The following is a 20,641-nucleotide window of genomic DNA, read 5'->3' on the forward strand; positions in this document are numbered from 1 at the left end:
CCCGGTCGGCAGGCAGCGGCGCTGATCAACCATCGGCCGGTGAGACGTGGCCGCGGGCGGCGAGTTCGCTGCGGGAGCGGATGCCGAGCTTCGCGTAGATCCGGGTCAGGTGGAACTGGACGGTCTTCACCGACACGAACAGCTCGGCGGCGACCTGCTTGTTGGTCATGCCCGCCGCCACCAGCTTGGCCACCGCCTGTTCCTGCGGGGTGAGCTCGGTGAGGTCCACGCCGCCGCGCTTCGGGTGCAGCCCGCCCGCCTTGAGCTCGCGGTCGCAGCGCACCACGTACGCGGTGGCGCCCAGCGCCGCGTAGCCGTCCCGCGCTCGTTGCAGGACGACGTCGGCTTCCCTGCGCTTCCCGGCCCGGCGCAGGGTTTGGCCGTACGCGAAGTGGACCCGGGTGCGTTCGTAGGGCAGCGGCAGCGTCCGGAGATTCGCGAGCGCTGCCTCGAAGGATTCCCGCGCGGCATCGACGTCGCCCGTCGCGGCGAGGATCCGCCCGCGAACGTAGCCGAGTCTGGCCGTCGCCGACCGGTGCCCGCGCTCGGCGGCCAGGGCTTCGTGCGGCCGCAGGAACTCGTCCGCCTCGGCCACCCGGTTGGTCATGACCAGCGCGTTGCCGTAGATGTCCGGCCACGGCCAGAAACCCGGCTCGTCCACGCCCTCCCGGGGCCACGACTGGGCCACCGGTTCGAGCGCGCGCAGCACGCCTTCGTAATCGGATTGGGCCTCGGCGCAGTGCGCGCGGGCCAGGCACGCCGGGATCAGCATGATCTCGTAGTTGTGGGTGGATGCCGACGCCTGCCGCAGGTGGTGCTGGGCGGCGTCGGGATCCCCGCGCAGCGCGTGGATCTGCGCGCCCGTCCAGTGCACCAGCGGCCGTACCAGTTCCAGGCCGGTCTCGGCGAGTTGCACGGCCGCGCGGTCGACGGTTTGCAGTGCCTCGTCCCAGGAGCCGAGCGCGAAGTCGGCGCGCGCCAACCACGCCTGCGCCCACAGGGAGATCCGCAGCGCGCCCATCCGGTACTCGGTGGGCACGGCGATCTCCAGTTCCCGGCGCGCGGTCTGCGGGTCGTCCAGCGCCAGGTCCAGCCAGCCCTTGCCCATCTGCACCCGCTGCGACTGCGCGCCCCGGCTCACCCGCGCCACCACGTCCCGGTAGGTGTCCTGCGCCTCGCGGATCCGCCCGGTCGCCGCCAGACCCAGCCCCATGATCGCTTCGGACTCCACCGCCGACGGGTCCTGCGGGTCGGCCAACGCCACGGCGCGACGCCCCCAGGCGACCAGGTCGGTGCCGTGCCAGCGGCTCAGCGAGTGCAGCACCCGCCGCTGGCAGATCAGCGCCGCGGTCTCCGGCTCGCGGCCGGGGCGGCAGGCCTCCCATGCGCGGGTCAGCAGCAGCTCGGCCTCGGCCGGACGGCCGCGCTGGATCGCCAGGTAGCCCAGCACCGCATCGCGCAGCGGCCCCGGGGGGAAGCTCTCGATCTGCGCGGAGAACGCGCTGGCCTGGGCGAGATCCCCGGCGCCCACCAGCGCGTCGACCGCCCGGACCAGCCGGTGCTCGCGGTCCGCCTTCGCCGGGCTGAGCCGGCTGGCGTCGATCAGCGCCTGCCCGGCGACCGACCACGCGCCGAGCCCGGCCTGCCGGGCGGCGAAGTCGTCGAGCTCGTCGGCCAGCGCGGCATCCGGCGCGGGGGTCTGGGCCACCAGGTGCTTCAGCTTGGCGTGCTCGTCCTCGGCGAGCTGCGCCGCCGTGCCGTGCAGCCCGTACCGCACCAGCGGCGGCACGTCGTGGTAGATCGCGGCGTGCACCAGCGGATCCGGGAACGCCAAGGTCATCAGGCCGTGCCCGGCAACGGTGCCGACGAGCCCGCTTTCGCACGCGGCGTCCAGCGCGGTGATGGGGTCCTTGATGTCGGCCAGTTCGGCGGCCGCGGCGACCGGGACCGTGCGGCCCAGCACCGCAGCCGCCTCGATGAACTCCCGCGTCGCGGCGGAACAGGCGTGCAGCCTCCGGGTGACGTCGGCGGCGACGGCGCGAGGCGCGGGCAGCGCCGGGTGCCATCGCGACCAGGTCTCCGGCGGGAGCTCGTCGAGCAGATCCCTGATGTGGCGGGGATTTCCACCGGTGTGGGCGGCGAGCTGGTGGGCCGTCGGCGCGCTCAGGTCGCGTCCCGCGTGCAGCATCGCCAGCGTCCGCACCTCGGCCGCCACCAATGGTCCTATTCGGACCGTCGCGCCTGGCCGCACCGCAGCGGGGAGTTCGCGCGCGACCAGGACGATCAGGACCGGTTCCGAGGTCAGGCGCCGGAAGGCCGACAGCAGCGCCTCCAGCGACTCGACGTCTGCCCACTGCGCGTCGTCGACGACCACGATGCCGGGACCGGCGGAGCACCAGGCGAGCAGCCCCGCCGCGTCGCGGGGCGCGTCGGATCCGCGCAACAGCTGGTCCAGCACGGCGAAGGCATCCGACTGCTCCCAGGGCAGGCCGACCGCTCGTGCCACGCGGATCTGCGGATGCCGGGACAGGAAGTGCTCGACGACGGCCGTCTTCCCGATCCCGGCCGGACCTGCCACCGCCGCGAAACCGGGCGCGGCGGCGAGCAACCGGTCCAGCTCGGCCAGCTCCCGCTGCCGGCCGATCGGTTCTGCATGCCCGGTCATCTGCCCAATGTAATCGGACGGCGCGCCCTCACCCGAGGTCACCGCCGGCGACCGGCAGCACCGTCCCGGTGATGTAGGAGGCCTCGGGTGAGGCGAGGAACGCGATCGCCGCCGCCTGTTCCGCCAGCGTCCCGTAGCGCCGCATCGGCGACGACGCGACGGTCTGGTCCACGACCTCCTGGTACCACCGCTTCTCCTGGTCGGTCTCGGCGGCCGGGCCGCGCGCGATGCGGCGCGGCGGCGCGTCGGTCCCGCCCGGGGCCGTGGCCACCACCCGGATCCCGTGCCGCGCGGCCTCCATCGCCAGGGCGGTGGTCAGCGCGTTGACCCCGCCCTTCGCCGCCGCGTACGGCACCCGGTTGACGCCGCGGGTGGCCACCGACGAAACGTTCACGATCGTGCCGTGCCCCTGCCGGACCAGGTGCGGCAACGCGGCCCGGCAGCCCCACAGGGTCGGCAGCAGCGATCGCCGCAGCTCCGCTTCGATCTGCTCCGGCGGGTAGTGCTCGAACGGCTTCGCCCAGATCGTGCCGCCGACGGTGTTGATCAGCACGTCGATGCCGCCGTGCAGTTCGCGGGCGCAGGCCACCGCCCGCTCCGCACCGGCGAACTGCTCCAGGTCGACGACCACGGCGTGCGCCTTGCGGCCGCCCGAGACCAGGCCCGCGGCCACCTCGTGGACCAGCTCGGACCGGTCGGCCAGGACCACCTCGGCGGATTCGGCGAACAACCGCTCCGCCACCGCCCGGCCGATGCCCTGCGCGGCTCCGGTGACGACGACGACCTGCCCGGCGAAGCGGTTCACCTGCCCACCTCCGCCGCGACGGTGAACTTCTCGGTGTAGAAGTTCACCGGATCGATCCCGGATTGCCGCAGGTGGCCGCGCACCGCCTCGACCATCGGCGGCGGCCCGCACAGGTAGACGTCGACATCGCCGCCGTGCAGGTGTTCCGGCGTGAGCAGGCTGGTCACGTAGCCCTTGTGAGCGGCGGTGCTCGCTTCGTCGGCGACGCAGTGGTCGAAGCTGAACTGCGGGATCGCGTCCGCGTAGGCACGCAGCCTGTCCAGCTCCACCAGGTCGGTGTCGGAGCTGACCCCGTAGATCAGGTGCACGGGGTGGGTCACCTCGGCGTCGGTGAGCCGCTCCAGCATGGACAGCAGCGGCGCCAACCCGGTGCCACCGGCCAGCAGCAGGGCCGGGCGGACCAGGTCGCGGAGGAAGAAGCTCCCCAGCGGCCCGGTGAACTCGACCCGGTCGCCGACCTCGGCCCGGTCGGCGAGGTAGCCCGACATGGCGCCGCCGGCGGTGATGCGGACCAGGAACGACACGGCTTTCTCGGCCGGCCCGGTGCTGAACGAGTACGACCGCGCCACGCCGGTCCCGGGCACCGCCACGTTCACGTACTGGCCGGGCAGGAACGCCAGCTGATCGCGGTCGTCCAGCTCCACGGTGAAGGCGACCGTGCTCGCCGACAGCCGCCGCACCTCGATGATCGACCCGGCGTGCACCGCGGCGCCCGTCTTGGCGAATTCCGCGGTCGCCGGGATCTCCAGCACGAGGTCGCTGTGCGGCACCATCTGGCATGGCAAGGCGAATCCCGCCGCCGCCTCGTCGTCGGTGAGCGCGTCCTCGATGTAGTCGCCGCCGTCGTACTCGCCGGCGACGCAGCGCGACTTGCAGGTGCCGCAGGCGCCGTCGCGGCAGTCCAGCGGGATGTTGATCCGCGACCGGTAGGACGCCTCGGCGACCGTCTCATGTGGACCGCAGGTGATGAACCGGGTGACGCCGTCCTCGAAGCTCAACGCGACTTGATAGCTCATCTCCGGCCCCTCAGACGTGGTAGATGTCGACGACGTGGTGGATGTAATCGTTCTTCAGCACCACCCGCTTGCTGGTGATCAGCGGTCGCTCGCCGCCGAAGTCGATGGTGTAGAACGACGTTCCGAAGTACGTGTCGACGTGGTGGTAGCGGTAGTACAGGGTGAACCAGTTGAACCGCACGTCCACCAGCAGGCCGCGCTGCTCGACGATCTCCACGTTGGTGATGTTGTGGCCGGTGCGCGGCTCCGGGATGCTGGTCGCCGCCGACCGGTCGGTGCGGATCCGGAACACCCGGTCTTCGAGGCCGCCGCGGTTGGCGTAGTAGATCAGCGAGATCTCGGTCTGCGGATCGGTAGTCGGCTCGTCATCGTCGTCCCACGCGGGCATCCAGAACTCGACGTCCTCGTGGTAGCACTCCAGCCACTCCTCGAACTCGCGGTCGTCGAGGTGGCGCGCCTCGCGGTACAGGAACTGCCGGACTGCTTCGGTCTCGATCGCGGTGGTCATCACGGTCATCACCGGTTTCCCTGGGCTGCGGCGGAATCGACGGCGGCGCGCATCGTGTCGAGCCAGTAGCCGTGCTGGATGGGGTAGAGGCCCTCGTCCTCGGTGCGCACCCCGCTGGCGATCGGCGAGATGCCGAGCCGCTTCGCGTCCTCGTCCGCGCCGGCGATCTGGTGCACCGCGCCGCGGCTGAGGTCGTTCCACGGGGCGGCGGTGGCCCGGTAGGTGTGCTGGCAGGCCCGGAACTCCTCCAGGTCGTCCGGAGTGGCCATGCCGGTGGCGTTGAAGAAGTCCTCGTACTGGCGGATCCGGTTCGCGCGGGCCTCGGCGCTCTCGCCCTTCGGGGCGATGCAGTAGATGGTGACCTCGGTCTTGTCCACCGCGATCGGCCGGAAGTGCCGGATCTGCGAGCTGAACTGGTCCATCAGGTAGACGTTCGGGTACAGGCACAGGTTCCGGGAGTAGCCGATCATCCAGTTCGCCCGGTCCTCGCCGAACCGCGCCACGAGCTCGTCGCGCTTCTCGTTCAGCGACCGGTTGCTGGGATCGGCCCACTCCGTCCACAGCAGCAGGTGGCCGTGCTCGAAGGAGTAGAACCCGCCCTTCTGCCGGGACCAGGTGCCGGCGTCCATGTTCTTGGTGTCGTTGCTGGACTCCCCGGAGGTGCGGCGGGCGGTCGTGGCCGCGTAGTTCCAGTGCGTCGCGGAGACGTGGTAGCCGTCGGCGCCGTTCTCGGCCTGCAGCTTCCAGTTGCCGTCGAAGACGTAGGTGGAGGCGCCGCGCAGGACCTCCAGCCCCTCCGGGGACTGGTCCACCACCATGTCGATGATCTTGGCCGCCTCGCCCAGGTGCTCGGCGAGCGGCTTGACGCCGGGGTTGAGGCTGCCGAACAGGAAGCCGCGGTAGTTGTCGAACCGGGCGACCCGGGTCAGGTCGTGCGAGCCGTCGGTGTTGAACTGCTCCGGGTACCCGGCGTCCCGCGGATCCTTGACCTTCAGCAGCTTGCCGTTGTTGCTGAAGGTCCAGCCGTGGAACGGGCAGGTGAGCGTGGTGCGGTTGTCCCGCTTGCGGCGGCAGAGCATGGCCCCGCGGTGGCTGCAGGCGTTGAGCAGCGCGTTCAGCCGCCCCTGCTTGTCACGGGTGATGACCACGGGCTGACGGCCGATGTGGGTGGTGAAGTAGCCGCCGACCTCGGGGATCTGGCTCTCGTGCGCCAGGTAGATCCAGTTGCCCTCGAAGATGTGCGCCATCTCCAGCTCGAAGAGCTCCGGGTCGGTGAAGATGCTGCGCTTGGCGCGGTGCACGCCGCGCTCGGGGTCTTCGACCAGCGCGTCGGCGAGCGCGGTCCGGATGCGGTCCAGCGCTTCGGACATGGTGCCTCCTCCCGGCGGGCCGCGGTGCCCGCCATCGGACTTCGGTGTCCGGGTTGCCGAAGACGCTGGCACGACCGTGGCCTGGATCACGCCGGGAAAACCCCCAGTCCCGACCTAGGGCCGATTGATATCTGCGACATACCAATCGATCGGGAATGAGTATTTGTTCGAGCTGAATGGCGGACCTAGGCTGACCTGGACGAACGACGTTGTGGCCGCGGCCACCCGGCCTGGCGGGAGGAGGTGCGGCAGTGGAACTGCGACATCTGCGCTACTTCGTCGCGGTGGCCGAGACCCGCCACTTCGGGCGGGCGGCCAAGCGGCTGAACATGGCGCAACCCCCGCTGTCCCAAGCGATCCGGCAGCTGGAAGCCGAACTCGGCGCCGAGCTGTTCGCCCGCACGACCAGGCAGGTGCAGCTGACGCCTGCGGGCGCGGTCTTCCACGACGACGCGCTGCGCATCCTGAAGTCGATCGACGACGCGGCGCGCCGCGTGAAGCGGCTCGCGGACGGGTGTCACGGCGTGCTCCGGCTCGGGCTGACCGGGTCGGCGTCCTACCGGCAGCTGCCGCGGCTGGCGCACATCGTCAAGCGCGACCTGCCCGGGGTCGAGCTGGAGATCCACCCGGACCTGCTCACCCCGGCGCAGGAGAAGGCGTTGCTGCGCAACGAGATCGACGTAGGGATGCTGCGCCCGCCGACCCGCGAGGACCGCATCGCGCACCGCACCATCGCGCGCGAGCCGCTGGTGCTCGTGCTGCCGGAGAACCATCCGCTCGCCGGGGAACCCGACGTCGGGATGGCGCGACTGCGGGCGGAGCAGTTCATCATGTACTCCGCCTCGTCGCGTTCGGTGGTCAACGACGCGGTGGTGCGCAGCTGCCTGGCGGCCGGGTTCTACCCGAACTGCGCGCACGAGATCGGGGAGGCTTCCACCCAGGTCGCGCTGGTCGCGGCCGGCCTCGGGGTGGCGCTCGCCCCGGCCTCGGTGCAGTCCTTTCCGCTGGAGGGGGTGGTGTTCGTGCCGGTGCCCGACGCCGAAAGCGTCGAACTGGCACTGGCCTGGCGCGCCGAGGACGATTCGCCGCTGCTGCGCAACCTGCTGACCGCGCTCGCGGCCAACGACGTGTTCGTCGGCCACGACGACACCCAGGACATCGAGGAAGCACGTGAAGATCACGCGAATTGAGGCGATCCCGTTCGCCATCCCGTACCGCAAGCCGCTGCGGTTCGCCAGCGGCGAGGTGCACGTGGCCGAGCACGTGCTGGTGCGGGTGCACACCGACGACGGGCTGATCGGGGTCGCCGAGGCGCCGCCGCGGCCGTTCACCTACGGCGAGACGCAGGAATCCATCGTCGCGGTGATCGACAAGCTGTTCGCGCCCGACGTGGTCGGCATGTCGGCGCTGGAGCGGGAGGCCATCCACGCGCGGCTGCACCGGACGGTCGGCAACCCCACGGCCAAGGCGGCGCTGGACATGGCGCTGTGGGATCTCATCGGCAAGTCGCTCGGGCTGCCGGTGACCGAGCTGCTCGGCGGCTACACCGACCGGATGCGGGTCGCGCACATGGTCGGTTTCGCCGCGCCGGAGCAGATGGTCGCCGAGGCGGAGCGGATCCGGGCCGAGTACGGCATCACCACCTTCAAGGTCAAGGTCGGCCGCAAACCGTACACAGTGGACGTCGAGGCCTGCCGGGCGCTGCGGGCCGGGCTCGGCGACGACGTCGAGCTCTACGTCGACGGCAACCGCGGCTGGACCGCGTCGGAATCCGCCCGCGCCCTGCGCGAGATGTCCGATCTCGGCCTCACCCTCGCCGAGGAGCTCTGCCCGGCCGACGACGTGCTGGGGCGGCGCTGGCTGGTGCAGCACAGCGAAATCCCCTTCGTGGCGGACGAAAGCGCCACCCGCCCGGGCGAGGTGACCCGGGAACTGCTCGCCGGCGCGGCCACCGCGATCAGCATCAAGACCGCCCGCACCGGCTTCACCACGTCGCAGCGCGTGCTGTTCCAGTGCGAGGGACTGGGCGTGGAAGTGGTGATGGGCAACCAGATCGACGGCCAGATCGGCACCATGTGCAGCGTCGCCTTCGGCGCCGCGTACCAGCTGACGTCGCAGCGGCCCGGGGAGTTGTCCAACTTCCTGGACATGAGCGACGACCTGCTCGCCGAGCCGGTCCGGATCAGCGACGGCACCGTCCAGGTCCGCGCGCAGCCGGGCATCGGCATCGACATCGACCCCGGGAAGCTGGCGCACTACCGCCAGGACGGCTGAGCCGGGAACCGCATCGACAACGCTGTTGAGCAAAGGAATCGGTGACATGACCACGAACCTCTCCGAGCAGACCGCGACCGCCGCCGCATCGGGCGCGGCGGCCACCGAGCGCTTCCGGGCGAAGCAGACGACCGCCGCCACGAGCAAGGAGCGGGTCGACGCGTTGGCCACGGAAGTCATCCGGGCGGTGCACGACGTGATCCGGCGGCAGCAGGTCACCTACGCGGAATACGACGCGCTCAAGGCGTGGCTGATCCAGGTCGGCCAGGACGGCGAATGGCCGCTGTTCCTGGACGTGTGGATCGAGCACGTCGTCGAGGAGGTGGCCAACGAGGACCGGCAGGGCTCCAAGGGCACCATCGAGGGCCCGTACTACGTGCCGGATTCGCCGGAACTGCCCGCCGAAGCCACCCTCCCGATGCGGCCGGACGAGCCGGGCACCCCGCTGCTGTTCCAGGGCCAGGTCACCAGCGTGTCCGGCCAGGCGCTGGCCGGGGCGAAGATCGAGATGTGGCACGCCGACGACCTCGGCTACTACTCGCAGTACGCGCCCGGACTGCCGGAGTGGAACCTGCGCGGCACGGTGATCGCCGACGAGCAGGGCCGGTTCAAGATCCGGACCGTGCAGCCGGCGCCGTACCAGATCCCCACCGACGGCGCGTGCGGCAAGCTGATCGCCGCCGCGGGCTGGCACGCCTGGCGGCCCGCGCACCTGCACCTGAAGGTCTCCGCCCCCGGCCACCGGCTGATCACCACCCAGCTGTACTTCAAGGGCGGGGCCCACGTCGCCGACGACATCGCCCAGGCGGTCAAGCCGGAGCTCGTCCTGGACCCCCGGCCCAACCCCGGCGGCGGGGCGAACGAGGTCACCTACGACTTCGTCCTGGACCCCCGATGACCCGCCGGCAGTGATCAATCGAACGAGATGAGGCGCCACCTCGCCGAGTAATTTGGTCGAGGACGCCCCGCACCGGGGCGAGGAATCTCAGGAAGGACTGACCGTGCTGTTCGCGGTGAAGATGGACGTCGACCTCCCGGTCGAGATGGATCCGGCGGTGAAGGCCGACACGCTCGCGCGGGAGAAGGCCTACTCGCAGAAGTTGCAGCAGGGCGGGGAGTGGGTGCACCTCTGGCGCTGCGTCGGGCAGTACTCGAACCTCAGCGTCTTCGACGTGGCCGACAACGAGCGGCTGCACGAGATCCTCTGGAACCTGCCGCTGTTCCCGTACATGACCATCGAGGCGACCCCGCTGGCCCAGCACCCGTCCGACATCGCCCTGCTCGACTCCTGACGGGCGGCCGTCACCGGGAGCCGCGGACCTCCAGGGACGCCAGCAGCTTCGCGGTGGCTTTCTCGATGTCGTCCACCGCCTGCTCGAAGGCTGCCTCGTTGTGCGCGGCGGGCTTGCGGAACCCGGAGATCTTGCGGACGTACTGCAACGCGGCCGCCCGGATGTCCACTTCGGTGACGTCTTCGGCGTACGGCGGGCGGAGCGTCTTGATGCTGCGGCACATGAGCAATTCCTGGGTAGGTTTCCCCAGCTTTCGCCGGGGCGACGACCGGTGGACGGGGACGGCCCTGGGGCCGTCCCCGTCATGCTAGTTGCAGTGCCCCACGCGTGCGGGTGAACTGCGGGTGCTCGACGATCACCGGAGGAGCGCGCCCTCCGGTGCGGTGGTCTCGCAGATCTCGCGAACGTGGGGATCCCAACTCATCCCCAGGGCGCTAGAGGAACGTCGACAGCAGGAGCGTCAAGGCGAGGCCGACCACGGAGATGATCGTCTCCATCACCGACCAGGACTTGATGGTCTGGCCGATGGTCATGCCGAAGTACTCCTTGACCAGCCAGAAGCCGGCATCGTTGACGTGGGAGAAGAACAGGGAGCCGGCGCCGATGGCCAGCACGACCAGAGCCAGTTGCGTCGGCGGCAGACCGGCGGCGAAGGGGGCCACGATGCCCGACGCGGTCACGGTCGCCACCGTGGCCGACCCGGTCGCCAGCCGCACCAGCACCGCCACCATCCAGCCGAGCAGCAGCGCGGACAGGCTCGCCGCCACGGCGAGCTTCCCGATCGCGGTGCCGGCGCCACCGTCCACGAGCACCTGCTTGAAGCCACCGCCGGCCCCGACGATCATCGTGGCGCCGACGATCGGCATCAGGCTCTCGCCCAGCTTCGTCGTCAGGGTGACCGGCGTGAATCCGACACCGATGCCGAACGTCACCATCGCCAGCAGCACGGCGATCAGCAACGCCACGATCGGTTCCCCGATGAACTGCAGGAACGGGTAGATCCACGCGGTTTCGCTCATCCACACCTCGGCCGCAGCGCGGACCAGCATCAGGACCACCGGGGTGAGAACCGTGATGATGGTCCAGGTGAAGCTCGGGCGACGCGTGCGCTCCGGCTCGCCCGGCACCGTTCCGGACCCGCCGCCATCCTCGCCACCGCCCGGAGAGCCTGCGTCCGGCCCGGGCCCGATGAGGTTTCCGCCCGCTCCGCGGGCACCGATCGGCACCAGGCGCGCCGCCACCATGCCGTACAGCGGTCCGGCGACGATCACGGTGGGGATCGCGATGATCAGGCCGATGGCGAGGGTGACGCCGACGTTGGCGTGCAGGTTCGCGATCGCCACCAGCGGTCCCGGATGCGGGGGGATGAAGCCGTGCAGGACGGAGAGGCCGGCGAGAGCCGGGATCGCCAGGTACATCGCGGGCAGCCTGGACCGGCGGATCGTCAGCATGATGACGGGGATCAGCAGAACGAGGCCGATCTCGAAGAACATCGGGATGCCGATGATGAAGGCGATCAGGGCCATTCGCCACGGCAGCCCGCGGCGACCCCCGGTCATGATCTTGTCCACGATCTCGTCGGCCCCGCCCGAGTCGGCGAGCAGCTTGCCGAGCATCGCACCGAGCACGATCAGCACGCCGACGCTGCCGAGCACGTCGCCAACGCCCTTCTCGAACGAGCCGGCGACCTTGTCCAGCTCGATGCCGGACCCGATCCCGACGAAGAAGGACCCGATGGTCAGCGCGAGGAAGCCGTGCATCTTCGCCACGACGATCAGCAGCACCACGATGGCGATCCCGATGGCCGCCACGACGAGGGTCTGGGTGTCGTGACCGGTCCACGGCTCGTGGATCTTGTCGGCCGGGAAGAGAATGTTCGAGCTGAGCATGTCGCGCTCCTTCGAGCCACCGGAGTGCCAGGTCCGCCATGGCAGCCGTTGTCCCACGTTGCACCAGTTGGGGTCCGAGGGCCTGTCGACCTTGCGGTCAGGCGGGTGCGGCGCGGAGGTGCGCATGTCCATTCAGGACGATGATCGGTCGGGCGACCGCAAGGCGAGGCGCTTGGCGAGTCAGGCTGGCCGGGCGTCGCCATCGGGGTGGCACGTTCCCGTGCACATGCCCCGCCACAGCAGGTCGACGAGCTTCTCGGTCGGGCCCCGCCAGTCGTCGCGGGGGTCGAGGTAGAGCAGGCCGCCGAGCCCGCGCAGGACCGTCTCCGGGTCCAGGTCGGCGCGGACGGTCCCGGCCTCGACGTTGGCCTCCAGCAGCGTGGCGACCGCGCCGACCATGGCCTCGTGGGCCTTCGCGAACATTTCGCCGTGCGACGACGTGGCCGCGCCGAGGGCTCCGGCCAGGCCTCGTTTGGTCATCATGTAATGCGTCAGGTGGTCGGCCGTCCAGATCCGGAACGCCTGTTCCGGCGGGTGTTGCCGGAGCAGGCTCGGGACGACGTCGACGAGGTGCTGCAGCTCGCGCCGGTACACGGCCAGGACGAGCGCCTCCGGGGTGGGGAAGTGCCGGTACACCGTGCCGACGCCCACGCCGGCCTGCTTCGCGATGGCGTTGAACGAAACCGCTCCCGAACCGGCCAGCGACTTCGCCGCCGCGGTGAGGATGCGCTCGTGGTTGCGCCGGGTGTCCGCACGTCGGGAACTGACCGAGCCCGTCGTCATCGTCCCTCCCGGTTGGCTGCCGCGTCCTTCCCTGGAATGTAGTGCACAACCGGCCGTCGACCTGCGGCTACCTTCGGGGGTGGTGCCGTCCTTGCAGAGCGGATAAGTATCCGCTAGCGTCGAGGAGGGGCTGAAACGGATGAATATCCGGTTTCGGCGATGGTCCCAGTTCTGCTCCCACCACCACAAGCGACACCGCTGCGGTCGCCCTGCGCGGGCGACCGGCGGGGAAGAGATCAAGTGGACATCTCACTCGAAGTCAACGGCAGGGCCGAACGGCTGAACGTCGATCCCGGCGTGACGCTGCTGGACGCATTGCGGGAGAACCTCGGCGTCACCGGCCCGAAGAAGGGCTGCGACCGCGGCCAGTGCGGTGCCTGCACCGTGCACGTCGACGGCAGGCCCGTGCTCTCGTGCCTCACCCTCGCCGCCACCGTGAAGCGACCGGTGACGACGGTGGAGGGCCTCTCCGACGGCGACGAGCTGCACCCGGTCCAGCGGGCGTTCGTCGACCAGGACGCCCTGCAGTGCGGGTTCTGCACGTCCGGTCAGGTCATGTCGGCCGTCGCCGCGGTCGAGCAGGGCGTCGAGGACGTCCGGGAGTTCATGTCCGGCAACATCTGCCGCTGCGCTGCCTACCCGAACATCGTCGCGGCGATCGAACAAGCGAGGCAGGCCGATGCGTCCCTTTGAACTCACGGCACCGATGACCGTCGAAGCGGCGCTCGCCTCGCCCGGCACGTTCCTGGCCGGCGGCACCACCCTCGTCGACCTGATGAAGCTCAACGTCCTCGCGCCGCAACAGGTCCAGGACATCAACGAGCTCCCGCTGCGGGGCATCGACACCGGCGACGGGCTGCGCATCGGCGCGCTGGAGCGGATGAGCGACGTCGCCGAGCACCCCGGCGTGTACCCGGCGATCTCCCGGGCCCTGCTGCAGAGCGCCTCCCAGCAGCTGCGCAACATGGCCAGCATCGGCGGGAACCTGATGCAGCGCACCAGGTGCACGTACTTCCGCGACGTCGCCATGCCCTGCAACCGGCGGGAGCCGGGCAGCGGATGCCCGGCGATCTCGGGCGCGAACCGGATGCACGCGGTCCTGGGCACCAGCGACTCGTGCGCGGCAGCGCACGCCAGCGACCTGGCGGTCGCGCTGGTCGCGCTCGACGCGGAGGTCCGGCTGCTCAGCGCCGCCGGGAGCCGCACCGCGAAGCTGGCCGATTTCTACCGCCTGCCGGGCGATTCGCCGGAGGCGGAGCACGATCTGCGCCCCGGCGAGCTGATCGGCGAGGTCGTGGTGCCGCGGCTGGACTGGGCGTCGCGTTCCACGTACGTCAAGGTGCGCGACCGGCAGTCCTACGAGTTCGCGCTCTGCTCCGCAGCGGTCGCGCTGGACGTCCAGGACGGGCACATCGCCGACGCCCGGGTGGCGGTCGGCGGCGTGGCGACCGTGCCGTGGCGGCTGCCCGCGGTCGAGGAGGCCCTGCGCGGCGCGCCCGCGACGCCGGAGTCCTTCGAGGTCGCGGCGTCCCTGGCCGCCGACGGCGCTCGGCCGTTGTCCGGCAACGCTTTCAAGGTTTCCCTGTTGAAGCGGACCGTGGTCCGCGCACTGCTCGAACTGACCGAAGGGAGCCGCCTGTGACCAGTCGGCTGGACGGCCCGCTGAAAGTCACCGGGCAGGCGAAGTACGGCGCGGACAACAACTTCCCGGGCATGGCCTACGGGTACGTCGTGCTCAGCGCGATCGCGCACGGCGAGGTCGAGGCCATGGACGTCACAGCGGCGAAGAGCGCGCCCGGCGTGCTCGGCGTGTACACGCCGTTCGACCCGCTGGACCTGCGCAAGCCGAGTTCCCCGCTCTTCGGCGAGATGTGGGTTCCGCTGCAGGACCGCGAAGTCACCTACTACGGCCAGCCGATCGGCTTCGTGGTGGCGGAGACCTTCGAGCAGGCGCGGGACGCGGCGATGCTGGTCGAGGTCTCCTACCGGGCCCGGCCCGCCCTGACCTCGTTCGACGACGGCCTCGCCGCGGCCGAGGACGCGCCGTCCAACGAGGACATCACGGTCCTCGCGGACGGTGTCGAGTCCATCGAGGACGCGCTGGGGGCGAGCCCGGTGCGCATCGAGGCGACGTACCGCACCGCCACCCAGAACCACGCCGCGATGGAACCGCACTCCGCGGTCGCGGTGTGGGACGCCGGCGTCCTGACCATCTACAGCGGGAACCAGGGCTCGGACCTGCAGGCCGCCGACATCGCCGGGGCGCTGGGCCTGGACCGCGCGTCGGTCCGCGCGCTGAACCCCTTCGTGGGCGGCGCTTTCGGCGGCAAGGCCCGCACCTCCACCCCGGCGTTCCTGGCGGCGGCGGCGGCCAAGGCCCTCGGCCGGCCGGTGAAGGCCGCGCTCACCCGGGAACAGGTCTTCACCGCGACGGCGACCCGCCCGGCGACGCTGCAGAAGATCTCCCTCGGCGCGGACTCCGATGGCACGCTGATCGCGCTGCGCCACGAGTCGTGGTGCACCACGCCGGCGGACCGGTCGTTCGTGGAGCCGACCTCGCACGGCACCTCGCGGGAGTGGTACGCGACCCAGAACCTGGCCGTCAGCCAGAAGATCGTGCCGCTGAACATCCCGCCGACGACGTTCATGCGGGCGCCGGGGGAGGCGCCCGGGTCCTTCGCGCTGGAGAGCGCGATCGACGAGCTGGCGGTCGAGCTGGGCGTGGACCCGATCGAACTGCGCCTGCGGAACAACTCGATCGCGCCGCCGGGCAAGGACCTGCAGTGGTCCAGCAAGCACCTCGACGAGTGCTTCCAGACCGGCGCGGAGCGGTTCGGCTGGGCGGACCGCTCGCCCGGCGGGCGCACCGACGGCGACTGGCTCGTGGGCATGGGCGTGGCCACCGCGATGTTCCCGGCGCTGCGGTTCCCGGCCAGCGTCGAGATCACCCTGCGGGCCGACGGCACGGCCGTGGTGGCGACCAGCGGCTCGGACCCGGGCACCGGCCTGCTGACCGTCCTGTCGCTGGTGGGCGCGGAATCGCTGGCGATTCCGGTCGAGCGGATCACGCCGCGGCTGGGCGACTCGGCGTTGCCGTCGGGCGGCATGTCCGGCGGCTCGACCGGCACGGCGAGCGCGGGTTCGGCCGTCATGATCGCGGCCACCGAGGTGATCGACGCACTGCTGGTGGTGGCGTCGTCGCCGGGCGCGCCGTTCGAGGGCGCGGAGGTGTCCTACGAGGACGGCCGGGTGCTGGCCGGCGACGGCCGCGCGATGGAGTTCGGCGAACTGCTGCGTGCGGTGGGTCGCTCGTCGGTCTCCGCGATCGGTTCCTCGGCGCCCGGCGAGGAGCTGACGAAGCACTCGTTCAGCTCGTTCGGCGCCCAGTTCTGCGAGGTCCGCGTGCACAAGTGGACGCGGGAGGCCCGCCTGTCTCGGATGCTCGGCGTGTTCGACTGCGGCCGGATCATCAACGAGAAGGCGGCCCGCAGCCAGGCGCTCGGCGGGATGATCTGGGGCGTGTCGGCGGCGCTGCACGAGGGCCTGGAGATCGAGGACAGCGGCCGCCTGGCCAACGGCGACTTCGCGGGCTACCTGGTCCCGGTGAACGCCGACATCCCGGACGCCGACGTCCACTTCGTCCGGTACCCGGACACGCTGCACAACGCGGTCGGGGCGAAGGGCCTGGGCGAGATCGGCACGGTGGGCATGGCGGCGGCGGTGGCCAACGCGATCTACAACGCAACGGGAACCCGGGTCCGCCACATCCCGATCACGATCGAGGACCTCCTGGACGACTGAGGCGCTGAAGGCCCGCTGACCGGTGCGAGAACACCGGTCAGCGGGCCTTCAGCTCGCCGGAGTTCCGGGAGACCGGCGGTGTGGCCCGCAAGCCGTAGCCGCTGCTCCCGGCGAGTTTCGGGGGCGGGATAAACTGGGCGCGGGCTGATGATCGATCTCCGAGGTGGGCGGTGCCGGTGGCCATTGATGCGTTGGACGTGGCCGTGCTGTTCCGCGAGAGCCGCCGCGAGTCCGCGCCCGCCTACCGCCGCCTCAAGGACGTGATCATCGAGCAGATCGGCTCCGGGCGGTGGTCCGAGGGCGAGCTGCTGCCGTCGGAGAGCCAGCTGGTGAACGCGCTGGGGCTGTCGCGGATGACCATCAACCGGGCGCTGCGCGAGCTGAGCTCGGAGGGGCTGATCGTCCGGCTCGCCGGCGTGGGGACCTTCGTCGCCGAGCGCAAGAGCAGCTCCGCGCTGTACGAGGTGCGCAACATCGCCGACGAGGTCCAGCGGCGCGGGCACCGGCACCGGACCGACGTGGTGCTGCTGCGGGAGGAACCCGCCGACCTGCGGATGCACCGCCTGTTCGGGATCGCCGAGGGGCGGCCGGTGTTCCACTCGGTCGTGGTGCACTTCGAGGACGAGATCGCGATCCAGCTCGAGGACCGCCACGTCAACCCCGAGCTCGCCCCGGACTACCTCGACCAGGACTTCGCCACGCAGACGCCGAACAGCTACCTGTCGCGGATCGCGCCGCTGGGCAAGGGCGAACACGTCGTCGAGGCCGTGCTGGGCACCGCCGAGGACTGCGCGCTGCTGGGCATCGCGGAAGCCGAGCCGTGCCTGCTGATCCACCGGCGCACCTGGTCGGAGGGGCGGCTCGTGAGCACCGCCCGGCTGCTGCACCCCGGTTCGCGATACCGGCTCGAAGGCACCTTCGACGCGACCTGATCCCCGGATCGTCCCTGTTCACCAGCGTTTGTCCGGTTTCTCCGCGCGCTCCGCCCGGATTTCGGGCCGAGCTCTTGACGAGCTGTATATACAGCACTATACATATCGCACCGCCTCGGATTGTGCCCGGCAGCACAGCCGGCGGTTCCGGTTGCAACGGAGGGGACAACGTGGTTCCCGCAGGGAGGAAAAGGTGAGAAAAGGCGCGGCGGCACTGACCCGTGGCCTCACGGCACGGCACATCCGCTTCATCGCCCTCGGCTCGGCCATCGGCACCGGTCTCTTCTACGGCTCTTCCGAGGCGATCAGCCAGGCCGGCCCTTCGGTGCTGCTGGCCTACCTGATCGGCGGTGCCGTGGTCTTCGTGGTGCTGCGGGCGCTCGGCGAGATGGCCGTGGCCGACCCGGTGCCCGGCTCGTTCGGCGAGTACGCCAGTCGGCACCTGGGGCGCCTGCCGGGCTTCCTGACCGGCTGGACCTACACCTTCGAGATGATCATCGTCTGCATCGCCGACGTCACCGCGCTGGCCGTCTACATGGGATTCTGGTTCCCCGACGTGCCGCGGTGGATCTGGGTGCTGGCCACGCTGTTCGTCATCGGCGCGGTGAACCTGCTGAGCGTCAAGGTCTTCGGCGAGCTCGAATTCTGGTTCTCCGTGGTGAAGATCGCCGCGATCGTCGCGATGATTCTCGGCGGCATCGCCGTCCTCGCCTTCGGCTTCAGCGGCGCCCACGCGGAGACCGGCGTGAGCAACCTGTGGTCGCACGGCGGGTTCTTCCCCAACGGCATCGAGGGATTCCTGATGTCCTTCGCCGTGGTCATGTTCGCCTTCGGCGGCACCGAGATCATCGGCGTCACCGCGGGGGAGGCCGACGAGCCGCACAAGACCATCCCGCGCGCGGTGAACAGCGTTCCGGTGCGCGTGCTGCTGTTCTACGTGCTGACCATCGGTGTCATCATGTCGATCACCCCGTGGCAGTCGATCAGCTCCTCGGGCAGCCCGTTCGTGCAGATCTTCGAGGGCCTCGGTCTGACCTCGGCGGCGACCGTCCTCAACGTCGTGGTGATCACCGCCGCGCTGTCGGCGATCAACAGCGACATCTTCGGCGCGGGCCGCATGCTGTTCGGCATGGCCGAGCGCGGTCAGGCGCCGACGATCATGGGCCGGGTCTCGCGCAACGGCGTGCCCTGGATGACCGTGGTCATCATGACCGGCGCGCTGCTGATCGGCGTGGTGCTCAACTACGTCGTGCCGGAGGACATCTTCACGATCATCGCCTCCATCGCGACCTTCGCCACGGTCTGGGTGTGGCTGATGATCATGCTGGCGCACTTCCAGGCCCGCCGGAAGATGAGCCCGGCCGAGGCGTCGGCGCTCAAGTTCCCGTCGCCGCTGTGGCCGTACGCGCAGATCGCGGCGATCGCCTTCCTGGTCTTCGTCTTCGTGCTGCTGGCGTTCTCCGCGGACACCCGCGTGGCGCTCATCGTCGGCGCCGTGTGGCTCGCCGTTCTCACGATCTTCTACAAGCTCGGTGTCGGCCGCCGCAAGGCCGCCGGCGGGAGCTCCGACGACGACCGGCTCGCCGCGTCCGAGGCCGGGACCGGCTGACCACCGGACACACAGCTGTATAGACAACCCTATGCTCCATCTGGCGCCACCAGCCGGATGAAACGAGCGCGACGCCCCAACTCACGAGGAAGAACGACATTGAGCATTCTCAGCAGCACTGAAGCCAGCGCGGACACCACCGCCCAGCCGGTGGTCGTGGGAGTCGGCCCCGTCAGCCCGGCCGACGTCGTCCGCGTCGCCCGCGGCGGCGCGCGGGTCGAGCTCTCCGGTGAGGCCCGCCAGGCCCTCGCGGACACCCGCGGCCGGATCGAGCGCCTCGCCGAAGAACCGAAGCCGGTCTACGGGATCTCCACCGGGTTCGGCGCGCTCGCGACCCGCCACATCCCGGTGGAACTGCGCCGCCAGCTGCAGAAGAGCCTCGTCCGCTCGCACGCCGCCGGAAGCGGCCCGGAGGTCGAGCGGGAGGTCGTCCGCGGGCTGATGCTGCTGCGCCTGTCCACCCTGGCCACCGGCCGCACCGGCGTCCGCCCCGAGATCGCCGACGCCTACGCCGCGATGCTGTCGGCCGGGATCACGCCGGTGGTCCACGAGTACGGCAGCCTGGGCTGCTCCGGCGACCTCGCGCCGCTCGCGCACGCCGCGCTCGCCCTCATGGGCGAAGGCACCGTGCGGGACGCCGACGGCCGCTCGCTGCCCGCCGCGGAAGCCCTCGCCGCCGCCGGGATCGCCCCGGTCGAGCTCGCCGAGAAGGAAGGGCTCGCGCTGATCAACGGCACCGACGGCATGCTCGGCATGCTCGTGCTGGCCTGCCACGACCTGCGCAAGCTGGTGAAGCTGGCCGACATCACCGCCGCCATGAGCGTGGAGGCCCAGCTCGGCACCGACCGCGTCTTCGCCGCCGACCTGCAGGAACTGCGCCCGCATCCCGGCCAGGCCGCCGCCGCGTCCAACATGCGCCGCGTGCTCGCCGGCTCGGGCATCGTGGCCAGCCACGCCGGCCCCGACTGCAACCGCGTGCAGGACGCCTACTCGCTGCGCTGCGCGCCGCAGGTCGCCGGCGGTGTCCGCGACACCCTCGCCCACGCCGAGTCGGTCGCGGCGGTCGAGCTCGCCAGCGCCGTGGACAACCCCGTGGTCACCCCCGACGGCCGCGTGGAGTCCAACGGCAACTTCCACGGCGCCCCCGTCGCCTACGTGCTGGACTTCCTCGCCATCGTCGCCGCGGACCTGGCCAGCATCAGCGAGCGCCGGACCGACCGGTTCCTGGACCCCGCCCGCAACCACGGCCTGACGCCCTTCCTCGCGGACGACCCCGGCGTCGACAGCGGTCACATGATCGCCCAGTACACCCAGGCCGCGATCGTCTCCGAGCTCAAGCGCCTCGCCGTCCCGGCCAGCGTCGACTCGATCCCGTCCTCGGCCATGCAGGAGGACCACGTCTCGATGGGCTGGTCCGCGGCCCGCAAGCTCCGCCGCGCCGTCGACGGCCTCACCCGCGTCCTGGCGATCGAAGCGCTCACCGCGGCGCGCGCCATGGACATGCGGCAGCCGCTGAGCCCGTCGCCCGCCACCGCAGCCGTGCGCGACCGCATCCGGCAGCACGTCGCCGGTCCCGGCGCCGACCGGCACCTGGCGCCGGAGATGGAGGCCGCCGTCGAGCTGTGCCGGTCCGGCGCACTGGTCGACGCCGTCGAGGAAGTCGTCGGCGCTCTCGACTGAGACCCGTTCGCAGGCAG

At 70.8% G+C, this 20,641-nt stretch carries 18 protein-coding genes; 10 read left to right on the forward strand and 8 right to left on the reverse strand.

Going from position 1 to position 20,641, the window contains the following annotated elements; genetic code table 11:
* Window positions 1–25 precede the first annotated feature (25 nt).
* From AC07FN_RS07420 to benA, 5 genes are read right to left on the reverse strand one after another with little or no spacing between them, the layout of a single operon-like run.
* Complete coding sequence (locus tag AC07FN_RS07420; protein ID WP_478394843.1) at window positions 26–2,665, reverse strand: helix-turn-helix transcriptional regulator; 2,640 nt, start codon at window positions 2,663–2,665, stop codon at window positions 26–28.
* A gap of 28 nt (window positions 2,666–2,693) precedes the next feature.
* Window positions 2,694–3,470, reverse strand: coding sequence for a 1,6-dihydroxycyclohexa-2,4-diene-1-carboxylate dehydrogenase (locus tag AC07FN_RS07425; RefSeq protein ID WP_478394844.1), 777 nt, complete (start codon window positions 3,468–3,470; stop codon window positions 2,694–2,696).
* Window positions 3,467–4,486 (reverse strand): benzoate 1,2-dioxygenase electron transfer component BenC, encoded by a 1,020-nt coding sequence (gene benC, locus AC07FN_RS07430; RefSeq protein WP_478394845.1) that lies wholly within the window; start codon window positions 4,484–4,486, stop codon window positions 3,467–3,469. The genes AC07FN_RS07425 and benC overlap by 4 nt, the downstream gene beginning before the upstream one ends.
* Window positions 4,487–4,496: 10 nt before the next feature.
* Window positions 4,497–4,994, reverse strand: a complete 498-nt coding sequence (gene benB / locus AC07FN_RS07435; RefSeq protein ID WP_478394996.1) for a benzoate 1,2-dioxygenase small subunit — start codon at window positions 4,992–4,994, stop codon at window positions 4,497–4,499.
* An 8-nt stretch (window positions 4,995–5,002) separates the two neighbouring features.
* Window positions 5,003–6,364: a benzoate 1,2-dioxygenase large subunit gene (benA, locus tag AC07FN_RS07440; protein ID WP_478394846.1), complete on the reverse strand. Its 1,362-nt coding sequence runs from the start codon at window positions 6,362–6,364 to the stop codon at window positions 5,003–5,005.
* A gap of 251 nt (window positions 6,365–6,615) precedes the next feature.
* Between benA and AC07FN_RS07445 the strand changes: the two genes are divergently transcribed.
* The 4 genes from AC07FN_RS07445 to catC all read left to right on the forward strand — a co-directional run bounded on the left by AC07FN_RS07445 (window position 6,616) and on the right by catC (window position 9,930).
* The gene (locus AC07FN_RS07445) at window positions 6,616–7,554 is read left to right on the forward strand and encodes a LysR substrate-binding domain-containing protein (RefSeq protein WP_478394847.1); all 939 of its coding nucleotides are present in this window, start codon (window positions 6,616–6,618) and stop codon (window positions 7,552–7,554) included.
* A complete protein-coding gene (locus AC07FN_RS07450) occupies window positions 7,535–8,638 on the forward strand; it encodes a mandelate racemase/muconate lactonizing enzyme family protein (RefSeq protein ID WP_478394848.1) in 1,104 nt (367 codons plus the stop codon). The genes AC07FN_RS07445 and AC07FN_RS07450 overlap by 20 nt, the downstream gene beginning before the upstream one ends.
* A gap of 46 nt (window positions 8,639–8,684) precedes the next feature.
* A complete protein-coding gene (gene catA / locus AC07FN_RS07455) occupies window positions 8,685–9,536 on the forward strand; it encodes a catechol 1,2-dioxygenase (protein WP_478394849.1) in 852 nt (283 codons plus the stop codon).
* A gap of 103 nt (window positions 9,537–9,639) precedes the next feature.
* On the forward strand, window positions 9,640–9,930 hold the full coding sequence (gene catC, locus AC07FN_RS07460; protein ID WP_478394850.1) for a muconolactone Delta-isomerase: 291 nt from the start codon (window positions 9,640–9,642) through the stop codon (window positions 9,928–9,930).
* A 10-nt stretch (window positions 9,931–9,940) separates the two neighbouring features.
* On the opposite strand, the gene AC07FN_RS07465 is transcribed toward catC, so the two are convergent.
* The 3 genes from AC07FN_RS07465 to AC07FN_RS07475 form a co-directional block, all read right to left on the reverse strand.
* Window positions 9,941–10,153, reverse strand: a complete 213-nt coding sequence (locus tag AC07FN_RS07465) for a DUF2277 domain-containing protein (protein ID WP_132483828.1) — start codon at window positions 10,151–10,153, stop codon at window positions 9,941–9,943.
* Between the two features lie 211 nt (window positions 10,154–10,364).
* A complete protein-coding gene (locus AC07FN_RS07470) occupies window positions 10,365–11,819 on the reverse strand; it encodes a GntT/GntP/DsdX family permease (RefSeq protein WP_478394851.1) in 1,455 nt (484 codons plus the stop codon).
* A 180-nt stretch (window positions 11,820–11,999) separates the two neighbouring features.
* Complete coding sequence (locus AC07FN_RS07475; RefSeq protein WP_478394852.1) at window positions 12,000–12,602, reverse strand: TetR/AcrR family transcriptional regulator; 603 nt, start codon at window positions 12,600–12,602, stop codon at window positions 12,000–12,002.
* A 240-nt stretch (window positions 12,603–12,842) separates the two neighbouring features.
* Here AC07FN_RS07475 and AC07FN_RS07480 point away from each other — a divergent pair, with 240 nt between their 5' ends.
* The 6 genes from AC07FN_RS07480 (at window position 12,843) to hutH (ending at window position 20,624) form a co-directional block, all read left to right on the forward strand.
* Window positions 12,843–13,295 (forward strand): (2Fe-2S)-binding protein, encoded by a 453-nt coding sequence (locus AC07FN_RS07480; RefSeq protein WP_478394853.1) that lies wholly within the window; start codon window positions 12,843–12,845, stop codon window positions 13,293–13,295.
* Window positions 13,282–14,244, forward strand: a complete 963-nt coding sequence (locus tag AC07FN_RS07485) for an FAD binding domain-containing protein (protein WP_478394854.1) — start codon at window positions 13,282–13,284, stop codon at window positions 14,242–14,244. Before AC07FN_RS07480 ends, AC07FN_RS07485 begins: the two co-directional genes overlap by 14 nt.
* A complete protein-coding gene (locus AC07FN_RS07490) occupies window positions 14,241–16,403 on the forward strand; it encodes a xanthine dehydrogenase family protein molybdopterin-binding subunit (RefSeq protein WP_478394855.1) in 2,163 nt (720 codons plus the stop codon). The genes AC07FN_RS07485 and AC07FN_RS07490 overlap by 4 nt, the downstream gene beginning before the upstream one ends.
* A 176-nt stretch (window positions 16,404–16,579) precedes the next feature.
* Complete coding sequence (gene hutC, locus AC07FN_RS07495; RefSeq protein ID WP_478394856.1) at window positions 16,580–17,335, forward strand: histidine utilization repressor; 756 nt, start codon at window positions 16,580–16,582, stop codon at window positions 17,333–17,335.
* Between the two features lie 193 nt (window positions 17,336–17,528).
* The gene (locus AC07FN_RS07500) at window positions 17,529–18,944 is read left to right on the forward strand and encodes an amino acid permease (RefSeq protein ID WP_478394857.1); all 1,416 of its coding nucleotides are present in this window, start codon (window positions 17,529–17,531) and stop codon (window positions 18,942–18,944) included.
* 57 nt (window positions 18,945–19,001) lie between these two features.
* Window positions 19,002–20,624: a histidine ammonia-lyase gene (gene hutH / locus AC07FN_RS07505; protein WP_478394858.1), complete on the forward strand. Its 1,623-nt coding sequence runs from the start codon at window positions 19,002–19,004 to the stop codon at window positions 20,622–20,624.
* Window positions 20,625–20,641 lie beyond the last annotated feature (17 nt).

It is taken from the genome of Saccharopolyspora sp. NPDC045941, assembly GCF_056431445.1.